Below are 19,299 nucleotides of genomic sequence, written 5' to 3'. Positions count from 1 at the left end.
GCAACAGCAGCTTCCAGAGGCGGTGCCGAACCCGCATCAGATCCGCGCGAGCGTCCTCACGTGCCCGCACCAGATCCCGGACCGCCTCCACATCGGCCTCAGGAACGGTGACCGCGGTGATCTCACCCAGCCTCAGCAAGCGGGTCAGATGCGCGGCGTCGCGGGCATCGGTCTTGACCCGATCTCCGCTCGGGCGGATCAACTTCGACGGCGCGGCAACCACACAATAGATCTCGGCATCAGCCAGGCCTCCCCGGCTGCTTCGCCCAGCGATCCGACCAAATGTCCGTCCAACGGGAACTTCCGGCCGGGATGGAGTTTGTCGAGTTCTTCGGACGACCGCATGCAAGCTGGTCGACCAGTTCGGCGGTTCGTCTTGTGCGGTCAACGTACGGATTCACCCGTATGAGGCTAAAGACACGTGGATGGTGGCCGAAACCGGTCATACTTCAGCACGCAGAAAGAAACCATACAGTCCATAGCGCAGCAAGAAGCCGTAGACGAGGTGTCCGACCGTCTGACCAAACGCCATCGCCCACGCGCCGCCGACTAGGACTAAGTTCCTCTAGCGGATCGATATTGCGTTTCCTTGTTAGGCTCCGCGGACGTGGCGCACCGGCTGGGCCAACAATTGGCCCACTACAAGCCCCAAATTTGCCTTCCATGCCCGCCGTTCCTCCGGCAGTCGCGCCGACATTCACTAATTGCAATACCATCCGGCAGGGACAGTTGATCCGGGCACCGACCATTACCGAGAGCTGCGGTGCGTCGCGCTGCTGCCGGTGCCGCTACTGGTCTTTCAGGGCGATGTTGTATTAACGGGCCGCACCCCGCACGCTTTGCCGCCGAGTGGTTCCAGGCATCGTCGCTTCGGCCCTCAAGGCGGCGGCGTGGCGCAGGTGTGACTCAGGCGGGTGGGTGTGCCGCGTGCGGGTCCATACGGGCGATAACGGTCATCCCAACCCAGAAAATGATTGCCGCGCTGACGAACTGAGCGCAATACGACACCACAGTGCCGGGCGCTAAGAGCCTTTCGAGAACCTTCGCGAGGACAAGCCACCCGGCGATCATGCCGATGAACACGATGAACGAGAGCCCGGTGCCGCTTCTGCGCCGCAAGCTCATGTACCGCTGCCAGCCCGACGCGGCGCCGATCGCCGCCAGTAGAACCAGGAAAATAATCCACACCACCAAAATCACCACAGTCAGTGGGCCGCCGTAAGTCGTCGCGGATGCTGCCGCGATCACCACGACAATCAACCCACGAAACCACCACGGAGCCGCCGCGCCATGCGCCGGTTCAGCATTCACCTCATCCGAGGGCGGCCGGTCTGCTTCCATGCCGGAAGGATAACGCAGTCGTGTCCACAACGTTGCCGGTTCGATCTGTGAAGACGGACCGGTGGGAGCGGCACTGGCACTCCAACTCTCGCGCCGCACCGGACTGTCGCGCCAGCGGGTGCATCGTGTAAGCGGTGGCTGCCTGCCGGCGCGCAGACGTGACCGGGTGAACACGTTGAGGGCCTGCATATGATTGTCACGAAGCAGAATTGGACGCCACCGATACACGATGCCAATCAGGGCTTGCGAGTGATCAAAACGTAGGCTGCGCCGGCCACAAAGAAGACGACCGTGTACAGCGTAGAAACGATCCCGAGCACATAGCCGACCAACGCGGCAGAACGGCCCCCCATCGCGCCTCCCGAAGCAGCGATGTCCCGCAATACCCGTCGACCCCTGATACAGGCGATCGGACCCCCGACAGCACCGCAGCAGCATAGCGAAAGGATGCCCCACACCAGCACATTCATTGCCAGTGGATGATCGCCCCGGTGACCGGTCACGGGCGAACACTATCTGCCGAAGGCGCAGAACCAAAGGCCCTAGCCGACAATGAAATTCGCTTCTGGTGAAGAATCAATTCAACCCCGTCGCCTGTGCCCGCAGCGTTGACGATCGTCGAACGGTCGTCGGATCGGCTCGTCTGTTTCCACACCGCAACGTTTCCAGTAGCCAACAGTCAACCGCCGTCTAGGTTATCTTGACGTTAAGTTGTTGGGTTTTGTTGTCGAACTGGACTCCGGGGTCGGAGTTGACAGTCATGACCAATTGACCTGCGCCAGGGCTCATCCCACGTCCATGCACCACGATCGGGGTAGTGGTCTTCGGCGAAAGCTGTTGCGCTGTGCAATGAACCGTTGCGTTGACGCCTTTATCTCCGCGGCTGACCGTGCAGTTAAAGCCCCCCGAGGGGGTGACCTGGTCGGTCTGGTCCAGGGCGCCGCCGAAGTTGATGAATACCTCGGCAGAGGCGCCGACATCACCGTTGTCGGCGACGTTGACCGTGTAGGTTCCGCTCAAGCCGGCCGGTAAAGTCGTCGGACCGGCGGCATTGACCGCCATTCGGTCCCCGGCAGCAGCAGCGGGAGGAACCGGTTGGTGGGATACCGGACTCGGCGGGGGTGCTGGAGCCGGTGCGGGTGCCGCCGACGTGGCGCACACGAGCGGAACGGTGGAATCCCAATGCCCTGAGGCACCTCTGGATTCGTCGTAGGTATCGCCATGCGCGAAGCCCTCGTTATCCACGAAGCCGGTGTAGTGCCCTTTTGAGGCCGTCGACTGGTTCCAGAAGATGATGCCCCAGCTGATGGTGAAATCGAGTTTGTCACCCTCAATGCCTCCATTAACGGTCCCATCAAAATCGCCGTTGATACCTCCCGTGGCGTGAGCGGGTCCGCTGGCAACGGGTCCAGTGGAATTGAAGCGCACCGTGTCACCGGTGGACTGTTTGAGCGCAAAGTTTCCAGGAAAGCCGAACTGGCTGCAGGATGGGGCGAGGGGAAGCATCGGTTGCGCGTGCGCGGACGGGGACCCTATGAGTGACCCCGCGGGGGTTATTGCCGTCGAGGCGACAAGTAACCCGGGTCTTTTCCGGAGGCTTATGCGCGACATCGGAGTCCTTTCCGCAAGCGCATGAATCCGCAAGAAATGCTTTATTAGGGTTACGTGGAGACCACGGGGCCGCCCGCGTCTGACATTAGAGACCTCCCAGAAAGGCGGCCTAGAGTAACGGCCTACTCGAATTTCCTTGCATGGTCACCTTCTATCGGCGCAGGAGCGGCATAGTGCCCGTGCCCGGTGGCCGGGTCGCTAGTCGCCCGACGTGCGGGCCGGCAACACCTCGGCCGCTAATCACGAAATGAATCGTGTCGTGAACCAATCCACGAGTGCCTGTTCTGTTTTGGGGAGTGGATATGGCTTGTCCGAAGGTTCGGCGAGAAATTGGATGCCCGCGAAGGTGCCCTCGGTGTCGACGGCGGTCAGTGCCGGCACATTGTTATTTGAGGGATCGGCAAAGCACGTGTATCGGCCGACCGGCTTTTCTCGGTGAAACCACGCATCATCGGAGCCGGCCGCGGACTCACCGCACCTGTGGGATCCAACGATTCTTACTGTGCTGTCGTACCAGCCTTGCGCGGCCTGCCGGTTCGGGTAAGCGATGAACGTCGCGTCGGGTGCTCCGGCGATCAGGTTGTGGGCGCAGCCCAGCACCGCCGTCGCCGGGGACGGCGGGTCGAGGTGGCGACAGTTGGCCTTGCCGTACTCGCCTGCGTTGAGCGTTTTGAGCAGGTCGACGTCGGGTTGAGTGAAGAGGTCGGGATCGATGCCCGGCGCCGCCTGCACCGATGCACCGCCTTGTCGCCACCAATACGCCAGCGCATCAAGGCCGCCTGAGTCCGTCCAATTGAAAATCTCCATGACCGCGGGGTTGTGATTCGCGATGATGGTCGACTGCGCCGGCGGCGTGAGCGTGTTGTCCGCGTAGCAGGCTTGCCGGCCTATCTCTTGGTGGTTGACGCTCCACGGGCCGTCCGGTCCAGGTAGGTCACCCGGGCAGTTGGTGCCGTGAAGGATGGAAGTAATGGATTTGTAGGCGTCGGTCAGTGCGTCGACATTGGGAAAATGAAAGAACCGTCCGCTCGGCGCACCGATAGCAGGGTTTTTTTCGCACGCAAGCACGGCGTCGGCCGCCAAGGTGGGGTTCTGGTGGGTGCAGTTGGTGCGGTTGTATCCGAGGGTGGGCATGACCTTGAGCAAGACCACATCGGCTGGTGTCAGGCCGGTGGGCGCCGGGCTCTCCGAAGGCATGGTTCGGGAGACAGTCCCTCGCCCCGGCAATGCCCAGATGCCGACGCCGACGCAGGCCACGACCAAGACTGCGGCAACGACGCCGATCGTTACCCAGCGACGCGGCGTTGCCGCTGCGATGCGGCGGACCGCTGCGCGCTTCCCGCGCTGGCCGGGTTGCAGAACCGGGAGGACGGTGACATCGGCGTCGCCGCTGTCGTTGGGTGGCGCCGGGATGTCGGATGAGCCGAGCGCAGCCGCGGCCGCCCGAGCGAGCTGACCGGCACTGACGTAGCGCTTTGCGGGGTTTTTGGCCATGCCCCGCGCGATTACCTGGCCGAGCGCTTCGGGTATCCCCGGGCATCGCGAACTAGGTTGCGGCACAGGCTGGTTCAGGTGGGCGCCCATCACCGTCATGCGGTCGCCCTGATAGGGTGGCGACCCGGTGAGCAGTTCGTAGAAGACGCAGGCCAGCGCATAGATGTCGACGCTGTGGGTCACCTTGTCGGCCTCGCCGGCGAATCGCTCGGGGGCCATGTAGGTCCAGGTGCCCAACACGTCGCCGAGCTCCGTCAGCTGGTCCTCGGCGGCCGCACTGGCGATGCCGAAATCCACCAGATAGGCGAAGTCCTCTCCGGTGAGCAGGATATTGGCCGGTTTAACGTCGCGATGGATCACCCCGGCTGCGTGTGCGGCGTCCAGGGCGCCGGCAATCTGGCGCACGATGGACACGGCCCGCGCCGGCGTCAACGGCCCAGCGTCTTTCAGCACCGTTTGCAAATCGGTGCCCTTGATCAGCCGCATGTCGACGTACAGGCGCCCGTCAATTTCGCCGGCATCGTGGACGGGCACCACGTGCGGTTCCTGGAGCCGCCCAGCGATCCGGGCCTCTCGCTGCAACCGCTTCCTGAATGCGGGATCCTGCGAGTAGCGCTCCGAAATGAGCTTCAACGCCACGACGCGTTGCATGGTGGTGTGCTCAGCCTCGAACACTTGGCCCATGCCACCACGGCCGAGCAACCGCTTCACCAGATAGGGCCCGAACTGCGAACCGACGCGCACATCGTCCGCGTCGTCGCTCATAGCGGTCTCCTCAAATGCGCCGATGGCCTGCGCACACACAGATTAGCCCGCCGGAAACACGGTCACAGCTGGCCGATGAAGCGACCGGGCACCAAAGGCGCCGTCGGCGAGGCGGGAGTGGGATGGGCCAGCCTGACATGATCAGGCGAATTTCACCGGGTTCGTCACTTTGACTTCGTTTTGCGGACCCACGATGAGGACGACGGTGGCGGCGTGCATTCCCGGGGGCACCTGCAAGGCCGCCTGGGTGCAGTGTTTACCCAGACCCAACTTCCACTGGTTTTGCGCCTTCGAAATGATGGTCTGCTGGTCCTCGTTGATGAAGATGACGGTGAACGGAGTCGTGTCGGGCACGTCGGAAAACAGGAATTCTGCATAAATTACGTCGCCCGCTGCTACCCCCTCCATGGTTTGGGGATGTTCCGGTGTGCTGTTGCCGTTGCAATCCCGCGACGGGGTTTTTGTCCAGCCCGCTGAGGACGCGGTCGCGTGCGGATCGAGATGTGGCAGCTTGGCGAGGTAGGGCGATACATATGTCGGGTCGCCGCCGCTACGCGCTATGCGGATCACGTCGGCGGCCAGCGTAACGGGCCGGATGAGCGACGAGCCGGACGTGAACAAGCCGAGTTCTCCGTGCGACGTCTCCGCCGTCACGGCGGCGGTGTTGATGCCGATCAGCTGGCCCGTGTTGTTGATCGAGGCCCCTCCGGAGTTTCCCGAGCCGATCCGCTCGGTGCTGTCGATCCAGAACCGGTCGGTGTGTGTGGCTGGGTCGGAGGGGAAAGACGCCACGTCGCCGCTGGTAATGGTCAAAGGCCCGGCAGCAACGCCCGGAGTACCCGTCAGCGACGGGTAGCCGAGGGCGGTGATGTGGTCTCCGGTGTGCAGCGCGTTCGTGTCGCCGATGGGCACGGCCTCGGGCAATCCCAGCGGCCCAGGGTGCAGTGGGCTTCCGTCACTGTTCGCGTTGATCCTCATCACCGCGATGTCGAGGTACCCGTCGGAGACGATGGTGCTTGCGCGGTATTTGGGTTCGGCAGGGCTGGCGTCGTCTTTCGCCAGCGCGATGAGGTACACCGCGGCGTCGTCCTGGCGTTCGGAGTTGCCCGGTAGCAGAACACTCGGATGGCCGATGTGCGCGTTGGTCAGGATCAGCCCGTCTGATCCGATGATGGTTCCGGAACCCTTCCACATGGGCTTTCCGTCGCTTCGTGTGGCGACGATCTGGACGCTTGCCCGTTTGGCACGATCGAGTTGGGCGGTGGTCAATGCGTTCTGTTGTTGTTTAGGGCCTGCGCCGGACAACAGGACCGCAGCGGTGGTGCCGGCACCGACGAGCACCAGCACTCCGACGATGGCCGCGGCGCGAATCGCGATAGTGCGACGACGTTTGGCGGCGATGGCCTTCTGGGCCGCCGCGACGTCGACCATTGGCAGCAATTCCACCTCGTAGCCGGCGGTTGGATGCCCGAGTTGGATAGTGGTTGGCTGGGCGAGCTTCTTCTCGCTGATTTTTTGCCCGTCGATGTAAGAACCAGATCTTGATTGATCCACGTACCACCAGCCGTCGGGCCGGTGCTCGACCACGGCGTGATTGCGCGAAACGGCCGGGTCGTCGGCGACCACGTCGAGGCCGGCTTCGCGACCGATCCGCACCGTTGATGCGGCGTCGAAACGACTGTCGCCTGCGCGGCTGCGAACCAAGAGTCCAGCGTTGGGCTGGCCCGTGGACGATTCGGCGCTGTAAACCCATGTGGTGTTCAGGTCAGACGGCTGGCTCGCCTCGTTTTCCATCGTCGCTGCCGACTTCTCGATGGCGATGACCGCCTCGACTCCGTCGTCTTGTGCGCCGAAGCGCACATCGGTCGACGGCCCCAGAGTGGTGTTCTCGACACATTCACCGTTCACCCATGTGTCGGAGCCGGGGGTGCTGTGCAATTCCCACCCGCTATCTGCGGGGCGCAGTTGGGCATGCTGCGGGGAAACGCCGGGTGCATCCACCATGACGTCGGAATCCGGTGCGCTGCCGACGTGCAGAACCCTCTGCTCGTCAAAAGTCCATATGCGGCTTGCGGTCTGAAACCGGATTCGGTACATGCCCCACCTCGCGATCAACGTTCCGTCATAGCAGCGATATCAATGGATCGAGTCATGCGCAGTCACCGTCACGAGCAGCCCTGCTGAGTCAGGGCTACCCGGCGGGCGTGCTGCACGAGTTTCCACCTCGCGCATCAATCCGAAGGAAAACGATCTTTCCGTGGGTGGAGGAAGGATTGGACCCCGCCGCACCCTGACATTAGGTAGCTAACGCGAGGGCGGCCTAGAGTAAATCGTTACTCTAATTTCGTAACCTGCGCGGATGGCTTGTCGCGCGAGCGGCCTGCCCGCTACGTCGTATGCAGTTGTCCGCTCAAATCCCGAAGCATCGTCATGCCTGGAGGCCGGCCGACCGTAGGGTGCCCAGCCGATCTGTCCGCGTTTTAGTCCGCCTCTTCGAAACCGTTATGCCACACGCCTTTAGCGGGTCGTCCTTCTCCGTCCACGCTTTTCAAGGCCCGCTTCCTTCCACCCGTTTCGGAGCAAAAGCCCTGTTACCAGCGAAAAAGAACGGCCAAGCGGCTCGGAGAGTGTTTGTCCGACAGTCCTCGCCGCCCGCAGACGCTGACCGACCACGGCCCGGGCGATCCGGTCGCGGTGTTCTCGTGCGGTGATCACCACCGTGAGCTCCTTTGTGCGACCGCGGTGCCTCAGGCCGGGTAAAATCATGCCTCCGATCCGAAAGGTCAGTTTGCGGTCGACAGAAGGGGAGCGACTTTGTTGCACTGGCGATTCGTTGGCCGTGCGGCAGAGTTTCAGCGGGCTCTCGAAGTACTCGAAAACGATTCTGCGTATCACGGCGTCGTCCTCGTCGGTCAGGCCGGGGTCGGTAAGACAGCGCTGGCCCGTTCACTGGCAGACGCGCTTGCGACAAACGGGCTGAGGCAACGGTTCATAGTCGGCACCGAAACAGGACGCGCTGTCCCGTTGGCCGCTTTCTCGCGCTGGCTTCCGGTGCGGGTGCCCCGCGAGCCGGCGGCCTTGTTGGCGGCCGCGCACCGCGCGTTGTCACGCGAGGAAGGCCTGCTCATGGTCGTCGACGACGCCCACCTACTTGATCGGTTGTCCGCATTGGTGGTTCATCAAGTTGCGGTGAGTGGCACATCGAAGATGATTGTGACGATTCGTTCCGGTGAGGATATTCCCGACGCTGTGACGGCGCTCTGGAGAGAGCACCATCTCATGCGCATGGACATCCAGCCGTTTACGCGCGCGCAGACCGACGAGCTGGTCTGCGCGGTGCTCGAGGGTGCGGTGTCAGATGCGCTGATCGACCAGTTACATCACTTGTCATCCGCGATCCCGTTGGTGGTGCGCAGCCTGCTCACTACCGCGATGGAGCGGGGGGACTTGATCAATGACGGCGGCCGCTGGCGCCTGAACGGCCCACTACAGGTCGGAGCGGACGTCAATGAGCTTTTGGAGGCCCGTCTCCAAGCGATGGCCGCTGACGAGTTCAAGGTTGTGGAAATAGTTGCCGCCGCAGAGGTACTGGACTGGAACATACTGCGCCGGTTGTGCGATGCCGACGCGGTTGCTCGCGCGGAGCGGCGAGGAGCTATTGAGCTCGTCGCCGATGGGTCGCACACGATAGCCCGCCTCGGCCACCCGGTTCTGCGCGAAGTCGTGCGCAAGCGCGGGGGCATTGCGCGGTCGCGGCAAGTGAACACTCTGCTGGTGCGGCACCTGTTGGAAATTCGGCAGGACAGAATCCCGGCCGCCCACGGCACCCGGGCGGAACCGGATGTCCGCGCCGAGATTCAGCTCGCACAGTTGATGACGCGCAGTGATGTCGAGCCAGATCTGCATCTCATCACCCATGCCGCGGCAAGCGCGGTGACCATGTCGAACGTGGTGCTGGGAGAACAGCTTGCGCAGTTTGCCTACGACCACGGCGGCGGGCTGATCGCAGCGATCGTGTTAGCGGAGGCGATGAGTTGGCAAGGGCGCGGCGACGATGCAGAGTCGCTGCTCGCCACCTTTGAACCCGACGGTAGCGATGCGCTTTCGGCGGTCCGTTGGGGTTGCACGAGAGCCGCCAACCTGCATTGGGGTTGCGGGGACGTCGATTCGGCCCGCGCCGTGTTGGCCACCGTCCGTGACCGCGTCGCGTCGCCGTCGATGCTTGGTTTGGTGACGGCGATGGAGGTGTCGTTCGATTTCTTTGCCGGCCGGCTAGGCGACAGCATCTCACGGGGGTTGCCCGCCTGTGCAGCGCCGGATCAGGTCCCGTTGGCAGTGGTGTGGGTTGCCTCCGCTACCGCCGGTGCCTTGGCGCTGCATGGCCGTTTCTCCGATGTCCCTGTAATCGCCGAACGGGGTCTGACCGCCGCGCAGCGGTGCGAGTCTGGACTTCAGCGGTTCGCGATCGGCCTGGCGGAGGTGATGGCTCTCGTGGCGGCTGGGGATTTCGCGGCGGCTGACCAGGTGTGCGTCCGTTACCGTGGCATGACAGGCGGTGAGGCGCAGGCCAATTCGATTGTCGACGCCATGGCCGGGCGCGTTGACCTTGGTCGCGGCGCGTTGAGCACGGCGTGCGAGCACCTGCACAGCGCACTGTCGGTAATGACTGATGCACTTCCGAGTGGCTGGGTCATGTTGGTTGCCGCCTGGCATGCCCAGTCGGAAGCCGCCCGCGGAAACAGCGCCGCGGCGGTGGCCGCGCTGGCACAAGCTGAAGCCTCAACGGGCCGGCAGGTCGCGGTGTTCTGGCCTGAGCTGGAATTAGCGCGAGCGTGGGAACGTGCCGCCGTCGGTGAAACAACAGCTGCCCGCGTGCATGCGGAGCGCGCCGCGCAGCTGGCACGCCATGCCGAAATGTGGGCCGTCGAGGTAAATGCACTGCACACCGCTGTGCGATTCGGTGACCGTTCCCTGGCCGCGCGACTCCGGGAACTCGCCGGCCTGCTCGGCAGTCCCATGGCCGAAACGGTCGCGGCACACAGCCGCGGCCTAGCCGACCACGACGGTGACCGTCTCGACGACGTCGCGGGCCGCTTCGAGGGTCTCGGAGCAATGGCCATGGCCGCCGACGCCGGCGCGCAGGCAGCGCGTGAACACGCTCGCGCCGGAAGGAGGCTCAAGGAGTTAGAGTCCTCGACGCACGCACATTGGCGCGCAAGCCAGTGCGGCCTGCACACACCGGCGACCGCCGCCATTGAGGGGCCGCTTCCGATCACCGATCGAGAACGCGAAGTCGCCACGCTCGTCGCGGCCGGCCTGTCCAGCCGCCAAATCGGCGATCGACTTAACGTATCCGCCCGCACCGTGGAGGGACACCTCTACCGCATCTTCACCAAACTCGGCATCGCTGACCGCGACGAACTTGCTCGTCTGCTGCGCGCAGGTGCCACGAATTAAGGCGCGCTGCCAACCTTGTCGCCGCCCAGCGGAAGTCGGGGGATCGCAACAGTCAGGCCGTCTGCAGTCACCCAAATTGAGGTAACGGATTACTCTAGGTCGCTCTCGGTCGGCCATGGTCCCCTTGCAGGGAGCAATTCGGGCGATCCTTCAGCGTCGAAAGACAGCCAACGACGCTACCTAGACGCGAGAGGTTGCAGATGGCCGAATTGAGTGATGTGGGGACTGGCGTTGCCGTCGATGACTTGTATCTGTGGTTGGAGGACATCAGCGGCGATCGGGCCTTGAACTGGGTGGGCCAGCGCAACGAGGCGACGCTGGCCGAATTGTGTGGTGAACGGTTCGAGCGGATGCGCGGCGAGGCGCTCGACGTAGCCGACTCCAGCGACCGTATTCCGATGGTGAAGCGCCGCGGTGAATATCTGTACAACTTCTGGACGGACGCCGAACATCCGCGGGGGATGTGGCGGCGGACGACCCTGGACGAATACAGCAAAGACCATCCCGACTGGGATGTGGTCCTCGACGTCGACGCGGTGGCCGCCGCCGAAGGCGAGAACTGGGTGTGGAACGGCGCAGACGTCATCGAACCCGAGTACACCCGCGCCCTGATCACTTTCTCTCGTGGCGGGTCGGACGCCGCCGTCGTGCGCGAATTCGACATGCTCAGACGGGACTTCGTGACCGACGGCTTCATCCTTCCCGAAGGGATGTCGGACATCAGTTGGGAAGACGAGAACACGGTCCTGGTAGGCACCGATTTCGGGCCGGGATCGATGTCTGCTGCCGGGCTACCGTTGGTCGTCAAAAGGTGGCGGCGCGGCACGCCCCTCGACGATGCCGAGACGGTGTTCACCGCCTCCGACAGCGACCTGGCTGCATTCGGCGGCGTCTTACGAACACCCGGATACCAGCGCACGATATTCATTCGCCAAATCGACAACATCAACCGGGAGACGTTGGTGTTGCGCGAAGGCGAACTGGTCCGCATCGACGTGCCGTCGGACGCGCCGACGAGCCTGCACCGGCGATGGCTTGTGATCTCGCTACCAACGGCGTGGGTCCGGGACGACACGACATACAAGCCTGGAACGGTGCTTGTCACCGACCTCGAAGACTTCCTCGCCGGCGCCGCCGAACTGCGCGTCGTCTACGACCCGGGCGGACCCTCGGTGTTCCAGGGGGCGGTGTGGACCAAAGACTGTCTCATCATTACCAGCCTGCGGGACGTGGTCAGCCATCTGGAGGTCATCACGCCGGGCACGTGGGAGGCCAAACGTATCGCAGGCCTGCCTGACAACACCACCACCAGGATCGACGATGTCGACGCCTTCAGTAACGAGGTTTTCCTGGTTTCAAGTTGTTTCGACACTCCACCGCGACTGCTGCACGGGCGGGCGGACGAATGCGTGCGGGAAATCAAGTCGGCACCTGCGTGCTACAACTCCGATGATCTGGTCGTCAGCCAACATTTCGTGACGTCACTCGATGGCACGCGTGTGCCGTACTTTCTAGTGGCGCATCGTGATTCGGTGCGTCCAGGCCCCACTCTCCTCGGGGGCTACGGCGGCTTCGCGATGTCGCAACTACCCGGCTACATGAGCGTGGCAGGTCGGCTGTGGCTGCAGCGCGGCGGCAACTTCGCCCTGGCCAATATCCGCGGCGGTGGCGAGTACGGACCAGGCTGGTACTTCCAGTCGATTCGGTCCGGCAGGCACAAGGTGGCCGAGGACTTCGCCGCCGTCGCCACCGATCTGATTGAGCGCGGCGTCACCAGCGCCAATCAGCTCGGGGCCACCGGCGCCAGCGCCGGTGGACTATTGATGGGCGTCATGCTCACCCAGTACCCCGAACTATTCGGCGCGCTGGTGTGCCGCCAGGCGGTGTTGGACATGCGCCGCTTTCCCCTGCTGGGCGCCGGAGCGGCATTTATCGCCGAGTACGGCAACCCCAGCGATCCTGCCGATTGGGAATTCATCAGGCAGTACTCCCCGTACCACAACATCGTTGCTGGCCGGACCTACCCGCCGATGTTGATCACTACCTCCACCAATGATGATCGGGCCCACCCTGCGCACAGCCGGAAAATGGCCGCCGCGCTGCACGACGCCGGGCATCGCGTGCTGTTCTATGAAACGACCGATGGCGGGCACGCCGGCGCAGCCAACAACGCCCAGGCTGCATTCGAAATAGCCCTGATGTACGAGTTCCTTCACACCACGCTCGCACCCTGACCCTTGATGCCGCCCGCGAGGCGCCTCCCGTCGTCATCGGCTGTCGGGCAAAAGCAGCGTCAGCTATAGCGGGAGATCTGATCCCAGCGCGGTCCCGGCAGCAGGGGCTCAGCGTTTGTTACGCACAAACCTTCGGAAGTCGACCGGTAGGTCGTCAACCAAGAGCGAAATGCGCTGCGGGACAACCAGATGGCAGGCACCGCCGCATGGACCCATAGAAGTTCGTCGATCCAGCGAGAGTGGGACGTCCTCGTGCGAAGCGCCGCTGGTGCTGCCTGCTCGTGATACAGCCGGCTGCCTTGCCGTCGGCGCTCTGCGAGCCCGCGGCCGTTAGTGGGTCGCCCCAGAAGTCCTGGATGTGCTCCACATGCTTGGTGTCCTGGGACAGCTTGTGAATCAAGGTGTCATAGAACCGGTGGGCCTCATCACCTAACGGCCGGTCGCCTTCCAGCACGACCATGGCCGCGCTATCGGAATCGAACTCGTGAAACACCTTCATTGGTCAGGTTCCGGCCGAGCCGCCACGCCAAACGGTGTCGAACGCCTATCGCGCTTCGGGATCGGGAGCATCACCTTCTCACGTGCGGAAGTCGATCTCACCAAGCGTGTGGCGCGGCAATTCCCCGCTGATCGCATCCGCGGCGCACTCTTGCAGAACGGAAGGCGTACAGCGCGTGCCGGATCCACGTGGCGTCACGATCGGGACCGAATGTTCCGTCATGTTGGCCCGCTCAATGAGACGTATCAGAAGTCCTCCTTCAATGCTGCCGGTGTGTTCTGTAACGTGGCATGATCGGCGAACAGGAACAGGACCCTGTCTGCGATCGAAAGCCGCGGCGTAATGAGACGGCGCAAGCCTGCAGCCGTCGACCCCGTGCTGGACGGCCGCCCCGTCTACCGTATCGGCCAAGATACATACCCAGTCCAAGGTCGCCTCGTAGACGAGGGTCTCGCGGTCGGCGCAGTACCGGTGCAGAGTCGTGCGGCTAACGGCCGTGGACGCTGCGATCGGGCGGACTGGCCAGCCGATCAGCCGCCAGCGCAGACGCTGTTGCGGTCAAGATCGCGGCACGCGTTCGCACCCGCACACACGCGAGTCCTTCGAGACTCCGCCGACGTTGCGATCTAGTCAGCGACAAATGCCGCCGCGTGGTCGGCGACCCACTCGGAATAGGTTTTCGCGGGCCGGCCGAGGATCTGTGCAACGTTGCCGCTGACCTCGACAGGTTTTTCGATGTCTCGACCATAGCGGGCCATCAGTGCCTCCACGAACGGCCGAGGAACGCCCTGAGACACCATGCCCTCGATGCTCTCCGTCACCGGAACTTCCTCGTAGCGCAGCGGTCGCCCAATGACCTCCCCGATAGTCGTCACCATCTGCGCGTAGGTCGGCGCCTGCGGACCCGTGACGGGGATTCGGCCAGCCAAAGTCTGATCGCATAGCGCCGCGGCTATAACTTCCGCCAAGTCTTGTTCATGAATCACCGCTTCGGCGAAACTGCCGTAAGGGCCCCGCACGACGTTTGAGCCACCGCGGATTTGAGCGGCCCACACCATACTGATGTTGATCGCGAATGCCCCCGCACGCACACTCACCCACGGTAGGCCGCTACAGGCGATTGAGTCTTCGACCTCCTTGTTGCGATCGCCCTGGAATCGCGACGGCTGGTGGTCAAGAGCGTCGTCGACGTTAATCGCCGATAAGCCCACGACCCGCTGCACCCCTTGCCCGGCGGCGAGGTGCAGAAGATCGGGCGCGGCTACGCCAACCGCTCGAGGATGAACGAACAGTGCCCTGACGTTCCGCAACGCAGCGCCGAGCCCCTCGGGGCGGGACAGGTCGCATTCGACCACTTCGACGTCAGGCGGGAGGTTGCCGGCGACCGGGTGACGGACAACGGCACGCACTTGCTCCCCTCTCTGGACGAGATGCTGGATAAGCGGACGCCCGATGGTGCCCGTTGGGCCGGTGACAACAATCACGACAACTTCCTTCCATGGTTGGGTGATGCTCATTGCCGGGGTGAAGTGTCGACAGGATGCGGAAGCGGGTGGTGCGCGGGCACGCTCGACTAATAGACGGCGCTGATCGTCGGACTTTGACCTTTGATGTCCGAGACGGCGAGAATGAGCCGGAGCGTCCAATGCAGTTCGTATGCAAGGGGTGTCGGCAGGTGCCCGCGCCGAGTCCAAGGCCGGTACGGATTCCGCTGAAGGCCGGAGGACGACATATTAAGCATTATAGATGATAATAATGTTCCCGGATAGTCCTTGCGGTTGGCGAAGTGATGAAGCGTAGGCGACGACGCCAGAAAGGCAACTGCCACGCCTGGCACTTGGCTGAAAACCGGAATTCTGAGTCTATCCCTTGTCCAGATTATCACAGACTGTGATAATCTTAGCGGTGTAGGCGGGAGTGACGGATACCTTGCCGCACAGAGCTTCAGGAGGCATTGGTGAAGATCACGGTATTCGGGGCGACCGGAGGAGTCGGTCAGGAGATCGTCAAGCAAGGCTTGGTGCGCGGCAATGCCATAACGGCGGTTGTCCGTGACGCTAGCCGTCTGCCGGTGACTGATCCCGCGTTGCGGGTGGTCACGGTACCCGCACTTGATGACCCCGGCACCCTTATCTCAGCGATCCGAGGTAGTGAAGCCGTCCTATCGGCAGTCGGCCCGCACGGACGAAAAGACGGTCCCGTGGCCGCTCCCAGCACTCGTGCGATCGTGGCCGCGATGGACGTCTGCTCGACGCGACGTTTCGTGGGTGTCAGCGCGGCCCCAGTCGGTCCGATACCCGAAGGCGAGGGATTCCTGAACCGCTGGGTGTTAACCCCTGTCGTCAAAGCGGTGCTACGCAACGTTTATGCCGATCTCGGTGAGATGGAAGTGCTGCTGCAGAACGGCGACATCGACTGGACGGTCGTGCGCCCGCCGAGGCTGGTAGACAAGCCGCTCTCCGGTGAATACCGAACCGTCGTGGGGGCCAACGTGGCCCAGGGTTCACGGATCTCGCGTGCTGACGTTGCCCACCTGATGCTCGACATTCTGACGGTACCGGAGACGATCCGACAGGCAGTCGGCGTGGCGTACTGACGGAGATCTCGGAGACCGGCCAGTGAGCAAGCGCCTACGCGGCCATTACGTCGATGCCCGTTGCACTCAAAGCCTTTCCGGAATTATGGCACTCGTTCATTGTCGCGTTACGAGCCTTGGGCAATTGCTGCCTGTTGCCTGTCCGGGCTACCGCATCGGCTGCCGTCGCGGCAGCGAACGGGTCTGGCGACGGGGTCGCTTATTTCGGCGACATGACCCGCCAGCAGGATCATCTTGGGATATGACAGTAACGAGCGGTGTTAATCTGGTGAAATGACCGAACAGCACTCCGGCATCGCCGAACTCGACGAACGAATCCCGTTTCTGCTCGCACAGCTGGGTTCGTACGTCAGCAGCGACTTCCAGCGGCGCCTGGCGCCGATAGGAGCCGACCCTCGAACATACGCGGTGCTGTTGGCGTTGGCTCACGACGACGGCCAATCCCAACGCCAGCTCTCCGAACGTCTTGGCATTCACCGCAACGCGATGGTCACCGTCATCGACAGTCTCGAACAGCGAGGACTAGCCAAACGATTGCCGCACCCCGCGGACCGGCGCGCGGTCGCTGTGACCCTGACGGCCAAGGCCCGTCGGCTGCTGCCAGCGCTGCACGATCAAGGCCGCGAGCTCGAAGACGAGATCGCGGCACCGCTGTCGTCGAAGGAGCGCGCCGCGCTCCGCCAACTCCTCCAACGCGTCGCCGCCGGCGCAAAACTTATCCCCGGAGTCCATCCCGAATTGGCGTGACCGGCGAGGCCCAGGACGGCTTCAGGGCGGTGGTCCAACCTCCCGGTCAATGCTCCTGGCCTGATCCCAGGGTCGAGTTGCACGGCCGTCGGCCGTGCAATGGTGGCCGACCGGCAGCGGTTATTGACCGGCTTAGAACTTACGTCGACGTTGGCGCGAGCGTTGGTGTGTCCACTGCAGCTGCGCCTCCATCTCAGTGTGTTTGGCGTGGCGCCGCCAGCCTCCGGGCGCCGTATCGCACCAACGCCGCGGCGGGCCCGACAATTTGGCTGCCCGTGTGGGCAACGTCGGCGCTGAACATTGCCTGCCTCGCGGTGATTTCGCCGCGATGCCACCGTGCCCTTGGCACGGCCAAGACCAGTACCAAGGCGGATCGGAGCATGCCGGAGCTCGCAGTCCAGCGACTGAGCGATTTGGGCGCCGCGGTCCCGCAGGGCTCAACGCTAGAGGTCCGCTAACGCACGGTAGGCCCGCCACGCCTTCGCGATCCCGTACTCAGCCACCAACAGCAGCACCGCGTTGACCTGCGCGCGGCCCGCGCCGGCCGCGGTCGCGAGATCGACATGCAGTGCGAAGGATTCGTCGAGGGTTTGGTTAAGGACATCGGCGCCCAGGCAACTCAGTGCCCGCTCTCGGGCCGATAATTCGTCGTCCCTGTCCCACCGTTGGTTGAACTGCTCGGCCACGAACGCGGCGAAGTCCTCATCAAGGGCTGTGAGTGTGACGAAGACGTCCTCGGGCAGCATCTGGCGCTGCACTTCTATCGACCGACACTTTGCCGTCGGATAATCGGTGCGCAGCTGCTGTAATCCGAGCGCCGCCGCTGGATACCCCACGTAGGGCGCGAGATGCCGGATCGCCGCGATGCATTCGGGCATGCTGACGCCATTTGCGCCGGCCATCTGAACGTGAGTGGCAAGCGGAAATCCGATACCGGCGGTGCACAGGTCGGCGGCCAAGAACACAAATGCCTTCTCCCTCATCGTCAGCTGAGGCAGCGACCAGGCATGCAGGCCGACCTCGGTGGCCATCCGACCGAACGCCAGATCAAGGGCCTGCACCTGTTCTTGGTGGGACAACATCATCGCGCTCCTCCTCTAGTCACGGCGGTCATGCGAGACCCGGTACGGGCAGCCGAAGACACTGCGGCGCACACTCTCCAGAATCCGTGTGGAAGATAACGGCCCAGCCTCGCCAGTAGCCGGGCGTCCTTCCCGACCAGGTGGCGGGTAGCGAGTAGCGGCCGCGCATGGGTCAGCACCCCCTGGCAACCGATCGGCCACCACGGTGGCCACCAGCATCACGACGCGGCTTGCGTCGCGTCGTTCGCTATATGGGTATGCACCAATCGCCGTTCCGTCGCCAGCGTGGAAAGAAGCGCGCGCAGCTGTTCCCGTCCTCGGTGAAGCCGCGACATCGCCGTGCCGAGCGGGGTGTTCATGATCTCGGCGATCTCCTTGTACGAGAGGCCCTCCACGTCGGCGAAGTACACCGTGGTCCGAAAGTCTTCGCGCAACCTGTCCAGCGCTGCCTTAATCTCGGCGTCAGGTAACGATTCCAGGGCCTCTACCTCGGCCGAGCGCAGGCCGGCCGGGGTATGGGCGGCATAAGCCGCCAGTTGGCGATCGGTGATTTCGTCGACCGAATAGTCAACCGGGCGCCGCCGTTTCATCCGACACGTGCTGATCCAAGTGTTGGCGAGAATCCGGTCTAGCCATGCCTTGAGGTTGGTGCCCTCACGATACGATCGAAAACCCTTATACGCGCGTAACATCGTCTCCTGCACCAGTTCCTCAGCGTCGCGCCGATCTCGTGTCATGCTGAGCGCGCAAGCGAAAAGTCGGCCCATCAGTGGGATGGCGTCACGTTCGAAGCGAGCAGCAAGCGCCGCATCGGTCTCCTCCGCCTGTATTGCCGTCGAATCGCCGCTGCGGTGGCCGGCGGTCATCATGTCGCTACTCATTAGTTCCCGCAAACAGAGAGTGCGATGCGCTACCACAGTCACACAGACGCGGGCAGAGTCGGCATCTGTCAAGCAACCGCATTGGTGGGCCCACCGGGGCTTTATGGTTCGGGGTCCGTGCCGAACGCTCAGCCGAGCACGGTCTTGGCGTCACGTTGTCACCACGGATAGTTGATACATCGGTGCACGCCTCTCAGACCGGCCGCCAGGTTTGCATTCACATAGAGGTAGATCAGCCGGACGGCGGAAAGTAGTTGAATTGCCGACACCGTGGGCCGCCTGACGGTCGCCCCGCGAAGGACCGAGCTTGATCCGGCTGGATCGGAGGGCCAGCGGAGTACAGGACGGTGCCGGATGCAGCGCCGCCCGTCGCATCGGTGCAGCCATCATCGCCGGTGATCCCGCCTCGAGGTGGACCGCTCTGTGATGGCAGCTACCACAAGGACGGTGAACGCGGATACCGCAGTGATCGTGCGTGCCAGGTGAGCGATCTGCCAGCGGTCGCGCACGCTGGCCCAGTCGCTGGGCGGGGCGAGCACCGACCAGCTCTGTTGAGCGGTGTTGATGGGAAGGTTGACCAGCGCGCTGATGA

12 protein-coding genes and 2 pseudogenes are annotated in these 19,299 nt (G+C 63.5%); 4 read left to right on the top strand and 10 right to left on the bottom strand.

Annotated elements, in window-relative coordinates:
* The 5 genes from JWP83_RS25025 to JWP83_RS25005 all read right to left on the bottom strand — a co-directional run.
* A partial coding sequence (locus tag JWP83_RS25025) for a transposase (RefSeq protein ID WP_297736487.1) occupies nt 1–349 on the bottom strand: 349 nt, incomplete at its 3' end.
* Nucleotides 350–906: 557 nt separating this feature from the next.
* Nucleotides 907–1,341 (bottom strand): hypothetical protein, encoded by a 435-nt coding sequence (locus JWP83_RS25020; RefSeq protein WP_297736480.1) that lies wholly within the window; start codon nt 1,339–1,341, stop codon nt 907–909.
* Between the two features lie 690 nt (nt 1,342–2,031).
* Nucleotides 2,032–2,847: a hypothetical protein gene (locus tag JWP83_RS25015; protein WP_297736477.1), complete on the bottom strand. Its 816-nt coding sequence runs from the start codon at nt 2,845–2,847 to the stop codon at nt 2,032–2,034.
* Nucleotides 2,848–3,192: 345 nt separating this feature from the next.
* Nucleotides 3,193–5,211, bottom strand: a complete 2,019-nt coding sequence (locus JWP83_RS25010) for a serine/threonine-protein kinase (RefSeq protein WP_297736474.1) — start codon at nt 5,209–5,211, stop codon at nt 3,193–3,195.
* A gap of 141 nt (nt 5,212–5,352) precedes the next feature.
* Entirely contained in the window at nt 5,353–7,308 is a 1,956-nt protein-coding gene (locus JWP83_RS25005) for an FHA domain-containing protein (protein ID WP_297736471.1), read from the bottom strand.
* A gap of 717 nt (nt 7,309–8,025) precedes the next feature.
* On the opposite strand from JWP83_RS25005, the gene JWP83_RS25000 reads away from it, so the two are divergent.
* Nucleotides 8,026–10,668: a LuxR family transcriptional regulator gene (locus tag JWP83_RS25000; protein WP_297736468.1), complete on the top strand. Its 2,643-nt coding sequence runs from the start codon at nt 8,026–8,028 to the stop codon at nt 10,666–10,668.
* 200 nt (nt 10,669–10,868) lie between these two features.
* Nucleotides 10,869–12,902: a prolyl oligopeptidase family serine peptidase gene (locus JWP83_RS24995; RefSeq protein ID WP_297736465.1), complete on the top strand. Its 2,034-nt coding sequence runs from the start codon at nt 10,869–10,871 to the stop codon at nt 12,900–12,902.
* Between the two features lie 292 nt (nt 12,903–13,194).
* Here the strand turns inward: JWP83_RS24995 and JWP83_RS24990 are convergent.
* Both JWP83_RS24990 and JWP83_RS24985 read right to left on the bottom strand, forming a co-directional pair.
* A pseudogene (locus tag JWP83_RS24990) lies at nt 13,195–13,398 on the bottom strand (MMPL family transporter); the annotation flags it as partial.
* A gap of 629 nt (nt 13,399–14,027) precedes the next feature.
* Entirely contained in the window at nt 14,028–14,918 is an 891-nt protein-coding gene (locus tag JWP83_RS24985; RefSeq protein ID WP_297736462.1) for an NAD(P)H-binding protein, read from the bottom strand.
* Nucleotides 14,919–15,358: 440 nt separating this feature from the next.
* On the opposite strand from JWP83_RS24985, the gene JWP83_RS24980 reads away from it, so the two are divergent.
* A complete protein-coding gene (locus JWP83_RS24980) occupies nt 15,359–15,997 on the top strand; it encodes an NAD(P)-dependent oxidoreductase (protein ID WP_297736483.1) in 639 nt (212 codons plus the stop codon).
* Between the two features lie 273 nt (nt 15,998–16,270).
* The gene (locus JWP83_RS24975; protein ID WP_297736458.1) at nt 16,271–16,744 is read left to right on the top strand and encodes a MarR family winged helix-turn-helix transcriptional regulator; all 474 of its coding nucleotides are present in this window, start codon (nt 16,271–16,273) and stop codon (nt 16,742–16,744) included.
* Between the two features lie 443 nt (nt 16,745–17,187).
* On the opposite strand, the gene JWP83_RS24970 is transcribed toward JWP83_RS24975, so the two are convergent.
* From JWP83_RS24970 to JWP83_RS24960, 3 genes and pseudogenes are all read right to left on the bottom strand, one after another.
* Complete coding sequence (locus tag JWP83_RS24970; protein ID WP_297736455.1) at nt 17,188–17,826, bottom strand: carboxymuconolactone decarboxylase family protein; 639 nt, start codon at nt 17,824–17,826, stop codon at nt 17,188–17,190.
* Nucleotides 17,827–18,044: 218 nt separating this feature from the next.
* Nucleotides 18,045–18,695 carry a sigma-70 family RNA polymerase sigma factor gene (locus tag JWP83_RS24965; RefSeq protein WP_297736452.1) on the bottom strand — a complete coding sequence of 217 codons (651 nt, stop codon included), beginning with the start codon at nt 18,693–18,695 and terminating at the stop codon, nt 18,045–18,047.
* A gap of 398 nt (nt 18,696–19,093) precedes the next feature.
* A pseudogene (locus tag JWP83_RS24960) lies at nt 19,094–19,299 on the bottom strand (hypothetical protein); the annotation flags it as partial.

Origin of the sequence: Mycobacterium sp. (genome assembly GCF_025965855.1) — a bacterium.
In the GTDB taxonomy this organism is placed as follows: Bacteria; Actinomycetota; Actinomycetes; order Mycobacteriales; family Mycobacteriaceae; genus Mycobacterium.
This window is presented reverse-complemented; position numbering and strand designations above follow the sequence as displayed.

Coding starts and splice junctions, on each gene's coding strand:
- JWP83_RS24975 (WP_297736458.1), top strand. CDS start 16,271: ATGACCGAACAGCACTCCGGCATCGCCGAACTCGACGAACGAATCCCG.
- JWP83_RS25020 (WP_297736480.1), bottom strand. CDS start 1,341: ATGGAAGCAGACCGGCCGCCCTCGGATGAGGTGAATGCTGAACCGGCG.
- JWP83_RS24985 (WP_297736462.1), bottom strand. CDS start 14,918: ATGAGCATCACCCAACCATGGAAGGAAGTTGTCGTGATTGTTGTCACC.
- JWP83_RS25010 (WP_297736474.1), bottom strand. CDS start 5,211: ATGAGCGACGACGCGGACGATGTGCGCGTCGGTTCGCAGTTCGGGCCC.
- JWP83_RS24970 (WP_297736455.1), bottom strand. CDS start 17,826: ATGTTGTCCCACCAAGAACAGGTGCAGGCCCTTGATCTGGCGTTCGGT.
- JWP83_RS25015 (WP_297736477.1), bottom strand. CDS start 2,847: ATGCTTCCCCTCGCCCCATCCTGCAGCCAGTTCGGCTTTCCTGGAAAC.
- JWP83_RS25005 (WP_297736471.1), bottom strand. CDS start 7,308: ATGTACCGAATCCGGTTTCAGACCGCAAGCCGCATATGGACTTTTGAC.
- JWP83_RS24995 (WP_297736465.1), top strand. CDS start 10,869: ATGGCCGAATTGAGTGATGTGGGGACTGGCGTTGCCGTCGATGACTTG.
- JWP83_RS24965 (WP_297736452.1), bottom strand. CDS start 18,695: ATGATGACCGCCGGCCACCGCAGCGGCGATTCGACGGCAATACAGGCG.